Here is an 11,054-nt window from a genome sequence, read left to right on the forward strand (position 1 = left end):
CTCTCCTATTTATTTTTATTTACAATCTTCGTTTCTTCTTTTCCTGTTTCAATATCAATATAACGCACGAATAAAGATACTTTATTCTCTTCATTTAAACTGTTCCATAACATCTCTGTAAACTGTTCCATATCGTCCAAAATACCAATTCTTTTTGGCTCTCCCTCAAAACTTGGAAGTGGATTTCCGTCACATTTATATGTATGAATGAAGTGTCCTTCTCCTGCAATTGCATTCTCATATGCGAATGTGTAACGGTTGCAAGCCTCAGGATTTCCATTGTCGCTCTTTAAGATAGACATTGCGTAACTATAGTTTCCGTTTTCAATATGTAATACACCTGAAATACGAGGTGTGTAGTTTGGCGCATCCGGTTCAAACTCTCTGCATCTGAGTGACTGTTCAAAAGTCAGTTGTTTGTCCATTCCCTCATAAATTGTATCTGTCTGGTCACCGTTTGTTACGATTGTCTTATTGCCCAACACTCTTACCGGTGCATAGATAATTAAACTTGGATCTGTTAATTTGGAAGGATCAAATGCTTGTGTGCGAATTCCTCTTCCCTCTTCTACGAATACACGATTTCTACTATTTTCACTTCTTCCCATAATGAAGTATGCCGTTACCGCTTTCTTGCCGTCCGGAGTTTTTCCGATGATAATCCCGCGTCCCGGATAAGCATTTCCTTGTAATTCTTTTTCAATTGATAACATTTCCATGAATATTCTCCTTTTTCTTACTGATTGCTATGGTTAATCCCTGCTTTTATTATAGCCTACAACACAGTCTGTTTACTAGTAGATTTTACTAATAAGTTTTTATAATGCAAATTAATAATTCCATTAAAACTGTCGGATTTCAATATCATCTCCATCCTCTAATTTCTGAACAGATTTAATTACCACATAATACCCTGCATTTTCATTTACTTTGACAAACACTCTATCTCCCGCCTTATGTCCCATAAGTGCTTTTCCAATTGGAGATTCTGTACTGATACGGTTATCAATAGAATTTCCCCGTACAGTTGTGACAACTTTAAATGTTTCATATTCGCCATCGTCTTCAAAATACACTTCAACCTCTTTATTGATTCCTACTTCGTCTTCTTCCGCATCATCTTCAACAATCCGCGCCGTTCTAATCATCCTTTGTAAATAACGTATTCTGCTTTCATTTTTATTTTTATCTTTTTTTGCTGCATGATACTCAAAATTCTCACTCAAATCACCATGTGCCCTCGCTTCTTTCACCGCCTCCAACGCTTCTTTTCGCACAACGAGTCTACGATACTCTATTTCCTCTTCCATTTTCCTGATGTCTTCTTCTGTCAACTGATTATACATTTTGCTGCTCCCTTTCTTATTTCAAAAAACGATAAACTCCTTATGTATGAAAAACTGATGAGAATATTCTTGTTCCCACCAGTTTTCGTTTATTTATTCTGTTGTTTCGGCATCCTGTAAGATTTCGCCGTTTTTCACCTGATTAATTAACTCTTTTATCTCCGCAACAGACTCCTCGTCCGGCTGACATACATATAACCTTGTCGCTCCTGATGAATAGCATCTCTGCTTATCCCCTGTTCCTTCTGCCGCCACTGACTTAATATTCCATGCTCCGCCTTGATTTAACTGCATTCTGATTAAAGCCTGTAATTGTCCCTGTGACATATTTGTTTCTACACCGTCACTCACTTTACTAATAATGGAATTCGCTTTCAAAAGCATTGTCGGTGATAACATTTTCTTAATCATTGCCGTCAAAACTGCCTGCTGGTTTTTTCCTCGTTGGTTATCTCCATCCGGAAGATTATGTCTTTCTCTTGAAAATGCTAATGCTTCCTTACCGTTAAAATTGTTCAGTCCCTTTGAAACTCTCACAACCGCACCTGACTCTTTTCCCGTTCTAAACGCATAATCGGACATAACCTCAACTCCGCCTAACTCATCTACAATGGAAATAAGTGAACTGAAATTTACCCTTGCATAAAACGGAATTTCCGTATCATACAATTCACTCAATGTTTTGATAGAAGCATCTACACCATAAATTCCCGCATGAGTTAATTTATCTTTCCTTCCTCTAGAAATTCCCGGAATTTCCACATAATAATCTCTCGGAGTTGTCACAAGTAAAATCTGCTTTGTCTTTGGATTCACTGTTGCAATAATATTCACATCACTTCGGCTGTTTTTCTCAATTCCGCCATAGACATCAATTCCACTTACATATACACTGAACGGTTCTGTCTTTACTTTTACATCAGAAGAAATATCATCCAACTTTGTTTTAATATTATAATGATAGATAATTCTCACTTTATCTGAATAACCATGAAATTCATTTTCCAAGATTTCCTTATAGCCTTCATTATAAATAATCGCTTTCACTTCACCGTTATGTAATGCCTTAGCCTGTTCGCTTACATTTTTGTATTCTTTTGTTTTTATCTTCACTCCTAATTCCTCATTGATATGAGAAATCGTATCTTTCATATCGGCCTTATCCAATTCATACTGAACACCAAAAGTATAATTGCTTGCATCTGCTATATCCTGCGCTTTATCGTCTGCTAATACAGCAACAACCATAGTATCTACTTTTGAATTACCATCGGTAATTTTACCTATTGCTCCGGTCATCAAACCTAGCCCATATGCTCCTACAACGATACACATTGTGACAATAATAATATAAATCTTACCGATAATCCCCCGCTTTTTTCGTTTAAGTTGTGAAATCAAGCCGATAATCCACAACACTAACAAAACCGGAATAACCACCATAAAATATTTAAGCGGCATAATATTTGATAAAACCATCATTCCCACAAAACCGGCTGAGGCAAGCAACTGCAACAGAAGTAATATTTTTCCAAAAATATTTCTCCCTTTCTTTTCCTGCTTTTTCTCCGGATTCGGAACTCTCCCATTTTCCGAAACCGATTTAGCCGGATTATCCCAGCCCATTGATTTTGCATACCGTTTTTCCATTTGTTTTTTCTTTCGTTCCTGAAGACGCTCATACTCCCGTCTTTCCTTTGGACTCATACCCTTTTTTCCCATTTGTACTCCCTTCTTGCATAATTCAAGAATTTACTTATTAATCAATAGTTACGCATCCCTACAATACTTTACTATATTAGTACATACCTTTGAAAAACTCAAGTGCTTATTAACGGATTACATAACAACATCCTCTATAGGCGCTAAAAGAACTTTTCCTGTTCCTCTGTACACATTCACCAGCCCTTCCCCCGAAGCTGCCGAACCTGCCAGCGTTTTGCCTGAACGTTCTACCGTAAAATCTAAACTTCCGCTCCATGCAATCGCCATATTTCCATCCACTTTCAATACATCGTTCTGCAATGTAATTTCAATTAATTCTTCACGAGGACACGGCGTTTCCAAACAAAGCACTCCGTCACCTACAATTCCTAAATTAAACAATCCTTCATTTCCCGCAACCGCAGATGAAAAATTAGAACGCATAACCACTTTATGTTTCAACTGTGCATCACACGCTAAAAATAATCCGTCATCCAGCACAATAGAATGATTCCAGTCTGCTAAATCGAGAAGTAAAATATGTTTATAAGTCGGTTCAAGCACAAGTGTTCCGCTTCCTTTATATTCAGGTTTAATCGCAGACTCACCGCTCACTTTTCCGCGAACCGCCTTTCCAAGTAAATCTCCTACTCCTTTTAATCCGGTTGTCGCATTTACGTCACCGACTGTCCACTGCATTGCTCCGGATTGTAAAGTAATGTTTGCCTTACTCAATTCACAAATAACCTGTCGTTTACGCACATTCATCGCATTACAAAAGTATGCTTTCTGTGCATCCTGAGGAGAAACGCTCAGATCTCTCTGATATTCTACAACCGTAAAAGGCCCAAGTGTATTCAAAATCTTAATATCATCATTATCGGTAAAATTTGAAATTTGGTACATACACTTACCTCCACTACTAATTAGTATGTTGTAAAGCCACCGTCACTGGCTACAATTGAACCTGTAATATGTTTCGCCTCATCACTTGCAAAATATAAAATAGTTGCCGCCTGCTCTTCCGGTGTTGCATTTCGTTTCTGCAATGTTTCTGTTTTTCCTGAAAGCATAGAATTTTTCAGCCATTCCATAGGATCTTTTCCCTGCGCTGCAATTTCTGCCATTCTTGTCTTGATGTCCGCTGAACTTCTCTCTGTCAGAGGAGTATCCGTTCCTGCAGGGCAAACTGCATTACATGTAATTCCTTTTGTTGCATAATCAACTGCCACTGCTTTTGTCAAACCGCTTACCGCATGTTTACTTGCCACATATGCCGCTGCTGAAGGAAATCCTCTCATACCTGCAACACTGGACACATTTACAATCGCTCCACCGTTTTCTTTCATTAATTTTACTTCTTCTCGACAACAATAGAAACATGAATTCAAATTGGCATCAATTACTTTTGACCAATCATCATCCTCTAATTCTTCCACTGTCTTAGATGCCCCGACAACTCCTGCATTATTTACCGCAACGTCAAGTCGTCCAAATTCTTCTTTGATTTCTCCAAAAAGTTTTTTCACTGCTTCTTTATCGCTGACATCACATTTTTTGAATACTGCTTTTCCTTCTTCATTTGTGATTGCCTCAACTACCGCATTTCCTCTTTCTTCATTACGTCCTACCGCAATGACAGTTGCTCCTTCTCTTGCTCCACGAAGTGCTACTGCTCTTCCTATTCCTGAAGTTGCTCCTGTTACTAACATAATTTTTTCACTAAAACGTCCCATATCTGTGACCTCCTTGTCTTATTTAATAGTATTGTAGCATAGGAGATGAGATTTGTATATACAATAATGGGGATAGAAAAACTCCCCAGAACCGAAGTCCTGAGGAGTTGAAAATCTTTTTGAAATTGTACGTTCCGAAAACGTATAATTAACGTTTAGAGAACTGTGGTGCTCTACGAGCAGCTTTAAGTCCGTATTTTTTACGTTCTTTCATACGTGGATCACGAGTTAAGTATCCTGCTTTCTTAAGCACTGGTCTATATTCAGGGTCTGCCTGAAGTAATGCTCTTGCGATACCGTGACGGATAGCACCAGCCTGTCCTGTATATCCTCCACCATGTACGTTTACTAAAACATCAAATTTATCAACTGTTTCTGTAGCAACAAGTGGCTGACGAACTACAACTTTTAATGTTTCTAATCCTAAATATTCATCAATATCTCTTTTATTAATTGTAATTTTACCTGTTCCAGGTACTAAATATACTCTTGCGATTGATTTTTTTCTTCTTCCTGTTCCGTAGAATTTTACTTTAGACACTGTAATTTCCTCCTTTCAACCTTTCCTTAAAATGTTAATACTTCTGGTTTCTGAGCCTGATTTGCGTGCTCCGGTCCAGCGTATACATGTAATTTCTTAATCATTGCTCTTCCTAAAGGTCCTTTTGGAAGCATTCCTTTTACAGCAAGTTCAATAACTTTTTCAGGTTTTTTAGCCATCATTTCTCTTAATGTAGTTTCTTTCATTCCTCCTACATAATCTGAGTGATGATAGTAAACTTTCTGGTCTAATTTTTTACCTGTTACGCTGATTTTGTCAGCATTTACTACGATTACATAATCACCTGTATCAACGTGTGGTGTATATTCTGGTTTATTTTTTCCTCTTAAAACTTTTGCAACTTCAGATGCTAAGCGTCCTAATGTGCAGCCTTCTGCATCAACTACATACCATTTTCTTTCAATCTTATCTGGATTAGCCATGTAAGTTTTCATTGGTCGACCTCCCTAAATTTCATCTAATTATTATACTTCTTGGTTTTTATGAAAATCAATTTACTCCGGGGCTATGGTGTAAATTGCTTCTTCTATTGTCATACTGATTTATTATATTATGTGAGCATTGCAATGTCAACCTTTTTCTCAAAAAAAGTGCGTTTTTACGCCTATCTCACCTCTAACAGTTTTTGTTTCAACTCATTTTCAATACGATTAAGTTCAGCCTCGGCAGTTCTTCTCTTTGCCCGTCCCTCTTCCTGTATTTTCATCACTTCATCTAAAGTCGAGATAAGGGATTCATTTGTAGTTTTGAGAGTTTCCATATCCACAATACCTCTTTCCGCCTCTTTTGCCGTATCGATTGTTGCCATTTTTAATTTTTCAGCATTTTTTCTGAGAAGTTCGTTTGTCATATCCGTCACTTCACGCTGCGCCTCCGCTGCTCTTGAAGAGTTTTCCACACCAATTGCCAATACCATCTGACTTTTCCACAGAGGAATTGTATTGACAAGCGTAGACTGGATTTTTTCGGACATTAATGTGTCATTATTTTGTACAAGACGAATTTGTGGCGCCATCTGTAAAGAAATTGCTCTTGTCAATTCCAAATCATGTATCTTTTTCTCAAAACGCTCACAACGTCCTGCCAAATCATTTACCTCTTGCACATCTTCAGGAAGCCCGCTTAACTGTGCTTTATTTCGTAGTGCCGGAAGTTCTTTTTCTTGTACTTCTTTTATTTTTCGTTTGCCCGCTTCAATATACATAGACAATTCTTTAAAGTATGTTGTATTTAACTCATACATTTTATCCAAAAGCGCAATATCTTTAAGTAACTGAATTTGCTGATTTTCAAGTGCTTTACAAATCCTTTCCACATTACTCTCCGCTTTATCGAACTTTGCTTTCATATTGGCAAGTTTATTTGTATTTCTTTTAAAGAAACCGAAAAATCCCTTTTCTTCTTCATCCGTTTCAATGTCTTTCAATTCCGAAACGACATCGGTAAGCATTTTCCCTACTTCACCCAAATCTTTTGTTTTTACATTTTCTAAAGCATTTTCTGAGAAATCCGCCATTTTCTTCTGTGCGCCTGCACCGTACTGTAAAATCATATTGGCATTTGTTAAATCAATTTTAGATGAAAAATCCGCCACCATTTTTTCTTCTTCCGAAGTCAAAACTACTTCTTCCATTTTCGGCTGTTCTTCCACCTGCTGTTTTTCCTCTGCAAAAGGCTCAAATGTAAGTACCGGTGATTCCTGTCCCATTTTTTCTCCTCCTCGTCTATTTAAAATCTTTTTCTTTATAACCTTCTCTGGCAAGCATAGTCTGCAAAACAGAAATATCCGCTGAAATATCAAATGCCGTATCCTGAAATAAATCATCCAGCAACTGTTCAAATGCACTGCTGATTGTATCTAATGTATTTTCAATCTCACGCATTGATTTTGTCACGTTCTCACCTTTAATGGAAAGTGCATCAAATTCTTTATAAGCATTTACCAATTTCTGTGTTGTCGGTAAGTAGTATTCCATGAATTTATCCATTTCCGGCATCTGTTCAGGATGTTTTTTAACAGAGTCAAAAATCTTACGAATAACATTTTCCAGTCTATCTAATTTGGCAGAAATCACTTCTCCGGGAATGGCATCATTCGCCAATCGAATGGATTCAATATATTCATTTCCTTTGCGAATCATCTCCGCAATCTCTCTGTCCGAAATATTTTCCACTTCTTTCCGCATCTGTTCCTGCCACCTTTTCTGTTCTTCTTCCCGCTGTCTTCTTGACTCTTCCGCCTGCAATAACTGTCTGTAAGCCTCTTCTGTTACCGTAAAACAAGTTTGACTGTTATCTAAAAATCCGTCTGTGAACATTTCCTTTTTTATCATCGCTTTTAAATTTTTACACACTTTCTTTTCTGTTGTGCGTGTTTTTTCTGCAAGTTCTTTCACCGAACAAAATTCTCTTCCGTTCAGAATTTCCACATATTTTTTAAAACACCGATACCTCTTTCTTCCCGAAATTCCTTTTACAAGGAACAGCACAGACAAAATGCATACAATTAAACCTACTGCAAGAACTACTCCGGAAACCGTTTTCGTAATAAACGAACCGCTGATAAGAAAACCGATTACAGAAGTCAGCAAAAATCCGGCAAATATAAACATTCCCACTCCTCCTAATATCATAAGAGGAATACTTATATATTTTCCTTTTTCTTTCAAGCGAATTTCTGTTTTTGACTTTGATTGGCTTTTTTGTTTCTGTTCAGGAGGCTGCACATGAATATGAGGATTCATATTCATATGTCTTCTCGCCTCATGCATCGCCATATCTACCGTCTGATTTATTTTCTGATTTAACTGCTGATAATTCATGGAGTTCATGGCGTCTTCCACCGTACGCCTAATCTGTTCTCCTAGATTATAAAAATCTCTATTGTCCATATTTATCTGCCTTTCTTTTTTTCTTCTTTTCGTTCATGCGAATGAAAAATGCTTCTGCTTTTCGAATAAACTGACACAAATGATTAAATACCGGCATTGTCGCAAAGGCGAAAACAAGAAGTAATAATCCGCTCTTTAACGTTACCTGATTGATGCCGAATAGTTCTCCCATAAAAAGAACACAAATTAAAAGTCCAAAAAGCATTCCAAACCATACAATCCATCTGAAAATATTCATCGGTTTGGACAGTTCAAATAAAATCTGTAATCCTACAATAGCAAGAAGTAATGTTGCGGTAATGGAAATTTCTTCTGAACTGACTCCAAAAACACTTCCAAATAAAATCAGCAACCCTACCATAATAACATCCGTCAATCCTGCCGGAAGTGCCTTTAACAATACATTCGTCAAAAACTTACCTTTAATCAAATTTTTATTTGGTTCCATAGCGAGTAAAAACGCCGGTGTTCCGATTGTCATCATACTGACAAGGGAAACTTGTGCCGGTCCGAGCGGATAAGTAATCATAAAGATAAGCGACAATGCCGACAGTAAGAAAGAAAAAATATTTTTTACTAAAAACAGACTTGCCGACCTCTCAATATTATTTACCACTTGTCGTCCTTCTGCCACAACAGAAGGCATTTTCGCAAAATCGGACTCTAACAAAACTAATTGAGATGCCTGTGATGCCACATCACTTCCAGATGCCATGGCGATACTGCAATCCGCATCTTTCAACGCCAAAACATCATTGACTCCATCGCCCGTCATTGCTACCGTTTTTCCATTCTTTTTCAAAGCTTGTACAAACATTCTTTTCTGTTTCGGAGTCACCCTGCCAAAAACAGTATATTTTCTTACTGCCTGCTCAATATCTTCCTCATTCTGTAACTGCCTTGCATCTATATAATTTTCCGCATTTGCAATTCCCGCTTCCAACGCCACTTTTGAAACCGTCATCGGATTGTCCCCTGAAATCACTTTAATATCCACACCCTGCTCTGCAAAATAATGGAATGTTTCCTTTGCATTCTTACGAATTGGATTTGCAAGGAGAACAAGACCAAGTAATATTGCTTTTTCCGTCAATACTTTCCCGTCAACTTCCCCATTATATTTTACAAAAACAAGCACACGATACCCCTGCTCACTCTGTTGTTCAATCTGTTCTCTGTATGTTTCAAAATCTTCCCGAAGTACAAATTCCGGCGCTCCCAAAATATAAGTCACCCCGTCAAAAACCGCACTGCTGTATTTGTACTCCGACGAAAATGTAGTTATTTTTTCCGCAGTTCTACCCATACTCATATGGAAATAGTTCTTCAACGCTTCCATTGTTGTATTATCTTTTTCCATATTAAAAACAAAATCGCCCAACTGTTCTTCCAGTTCTTCTTTCTCTTCTCCAACAGCAATAATTTCACTGACTTTCATTACATTTTCCGTAATAGTTCCTGTCTTGTCCACACACAAAACATTTACTCTCGCCAATGTTTCTATACATTTCATATCATGCACAAGAACCTTTTTTTGTGCTAATTTCATTACACTGACAACAAGCGCTACACTGGCAAGAAGGTAAAGTCCTTCCGGAATCATTCCGATAATCGCAGCTGTCATTGATGTGACGCTTTTACGCAAAGAATTTCCCGAAAGAATATACTGCTGATAAAACATCATCATTCCAATCGGAATAATAATAATTCCTACTGCTTTTACCAATTTATTCAACGAACGAATCATCTCAGATTGTTCGCCTTCCTTCATCGCTTTTGCCTCCAATGTCAATTTAGACACATAGGAATCTGCCCCGACTTTTGTCAATCTTGCAAAGCACTTCCCCGAAACAATATAACTTCCCGAAAGAAGATTATCTCCTTCTGTCTTCGTTATTTCGTCCGCCTCACCTGTAATCAGAGATTCATTTACCTGCGCTTCCCCCGAAATCACAATCGCATCTGCCGGTATTTGATTTCCCGCAGTAAAAACAACAATATCATCCAGCACCAGTTCTTCCGCACGGATAACCTTTTTCTTTCCGTCACGAATAACATTCGCCTTCGGTGCGTGTAAAACCGCAAGTTTATCCAAGATTTTCTTAGACCTGCACTCCTGAATAATACCTACAAGCGTATTGGCAATAATAATCGGTAAAAATGTGAGTTCACGAAATGCTCCAACCAAAATAAGCAGCCCTGCAATTACCGCAAAGATTAAGTTAAAATATGTGAATATATTTGTAAGAACAATCTCCTTCACCGATTTAGACGGCGCTTCTACCGGAGTGTTCTGTTTTCCCTGTTGTATTCTTTCTTCTACTTCACGTTCCGAAAGACCTGTTTGTATTTGCATCTGTTCCATAGGCACCTCCGTTTTCTATGTTTCTATGATACCTTTTATAACACAAAATGTAAATTCTTTTCACGCTGATTTTACAAATTATATATAATAAAAAATAACAACGTAAATTTTCAAAATAAATTGTCTTTATTAACTTTTTCTTAAGATATATTGACGTATTTATTTTTATATGTTATTTTTTAGAAAATTATATTTTTATAGATTTTTTGTATGTAAAAACAATATTTCAAAGGAGTGAAGCATATGGAGGAACTAAATAGTACATTTTTAAAATATCGGCATCTTATCGTAACGACCTGTATTATCATATTTTTAGTTATCATTTTAGTATTTCTCTATCCTCTTGCAAGGTATCATTATGAATATCCTACCGATAGGAATATAGTAATAAAAACAGATAGATTTACAGGAACTGTTAATATTCAACCTTATTAATCATAACCACCCGTC

At 37.2% G+C, this 11,054-nt stretch carries 11 protein-coding genes; 1 reads left to right on the forward strand and 10 read right to left on the reverse strand.

Going from position 1 to position 11,054, the window contains the following annotated elements:
* Nucleotides 1-5 precede the first annotated feature (5 nt).
* From ACYPXO_RS09065 to ACYPXO_RS09110, 10 genes are all read right to left on the reverse strand, one after another.
* The gene (locus ACYPXO_RS09065; RefSeq protein WP_459640250.1) at nucleotides 6-719 is read right to left on the reverse strand and encodes an IMP cyclohydrolase; all 714 of its coding nucleotides are present in this window, start codon (nucleotides 717-719) and stop codon (nucleotides 6-8) included.
* Between the two features lie 123 nt (nucleotides 720-842).
* Nucleotides 843-1,346 (reverse strand): transcription elongation factor GreA, encoded by a 504-nt coding sequence (gene greA, locus ACYPXO_RS09070; protein WP_459640251.1) that lies wholly within the window; start codon nucleotides 1,344-1,346, stop codon nucleotides 843-845.
* Between the two features lie 93 nt (nucleotides 1,347-1,439).
* Nucleotides 1,440-3,068, reverse strand: coding sequence for an LCP family protein (locus tag ACYPXO_RS09075; RefSeq protein ID WP_459640252.1), 1,629 nt, complete (start codon nucleotides 3,066-3,068; stop codon nucleotides 1,440-1,442).
* Nucleotides 3,069-3,185: 117 nt separating this feature from the next.
* Nucleotides 3,186-3,956, reverse strand: a complete 771-nt coding sequence (locus tag ACYPXO_RS09080) for an AIM24 family protein (protein ID WP_459640253.1) — start codon at nucleotides 3,954-3,956, stop codon at nucleotides 3,186-3,188.
* 20 nt (nucleotides 3,957-3,976) lie between these two features.
* The gene (locus ACYPXO_RS09085) at nucleotides 3,977-4,786 is read right to left on the reverse strand and encodes an SDR family NAD(P)-dependent oxidoreductase (RefSeq protein WP_459640254.1); all 810 of its coding nucleotides are present in this window, start codon (nucleotides 4,784-4,786) and stop codon (nucleotides 3,977-3,979) included.
* Nucleotides 4,787-4,934: 148 nt separating this feature from the next.
* Entirely contained in the window at nucleotides 4,935-5,327 is a 393-nt protein-coding gene (rpsI, locus tag ACYPXO_RS09090; RefSeq protein ID WP_459640255.1) for a 30S ribosomal protein S9, read from the reverse strand.
* A 26-nt stretch (nucleotides 5,328-5,353) separates the two neighbouring features.
* Complete coding sequence (gene rplM, locus ACYPXO_RS09095) at nucleotides 5,354-5,782, reverse strand: 50S ribosomal protein L13 (protein WP_459640256.1); 429 nt, start codon at nucleotides 5,780-5,782, stop codon at nucleotides 5,354-5,356.
* Nucleotides 5,783-5,952: 170 nt separating this feature from the next.
* On the reverse strand, nucleotides 5,953-7,056 hold the full coding sequence (locus tag ACYPXO_RS09100; RefSeq protein ID WP_459640257.1) for a toxic anion resistance protein: 1,104 nt from the start codon (nucleotides 7,054-7,056) through the stop codon (nucleotides 5,953-5,955).
* A 16-nt stretch (nucleotides 7,057-7,072) separates the two neighbouring features.
* Nucleotides 7,073-8,239, reverse strand: coding sequence for a 5-bromo-4-chloroindolyl phosphate hydrolysis family protein (locus ACYPXO_RS09105; RefSeq protein WP_459640258.1), 1,167 nt, complete (start codon nucleotides 8,237-8,239; stop codon nucleotides 7,073-7,075).
* Nucleotides 8,229-10,604 (reverse strand): cation-translocating P-type ATPase, encoded by a 2,376-nt coding sequence (locus ACYPXO_RS09110; protein ID WP_459640259.1) that lies wholly within the window; start codon nucleotides 10,602-10,604, stop codon nucleotides 8,229-8,231. The genes ACYPXO_RS09105 and ACYPXO_RS09110 overlap by 11 nt, the downstream gene beginning before the upstream one ends.
* 243 nt (nucleotides 10,605-10,847) lie before the next feature.
* Between ACYPXO_RS09110 and ACYPXO_RS09115 the strand changes: the two genes are divergently transcribed.
* Entirely contained in the window at nucleotides 10,848-11,039 is a 192-nt protein-coding gene (locus ACYPXO_RS09115; RefSeq protein WP_459640260.1) for a hypothetical protein, read from the forward strand.
* The last annotated feature ends 15 nt before the right edge of the window (nucleotides 11,040-11,054 follow it).

This window comes from Faecalimonas canis (assembly GCF_054601575.1).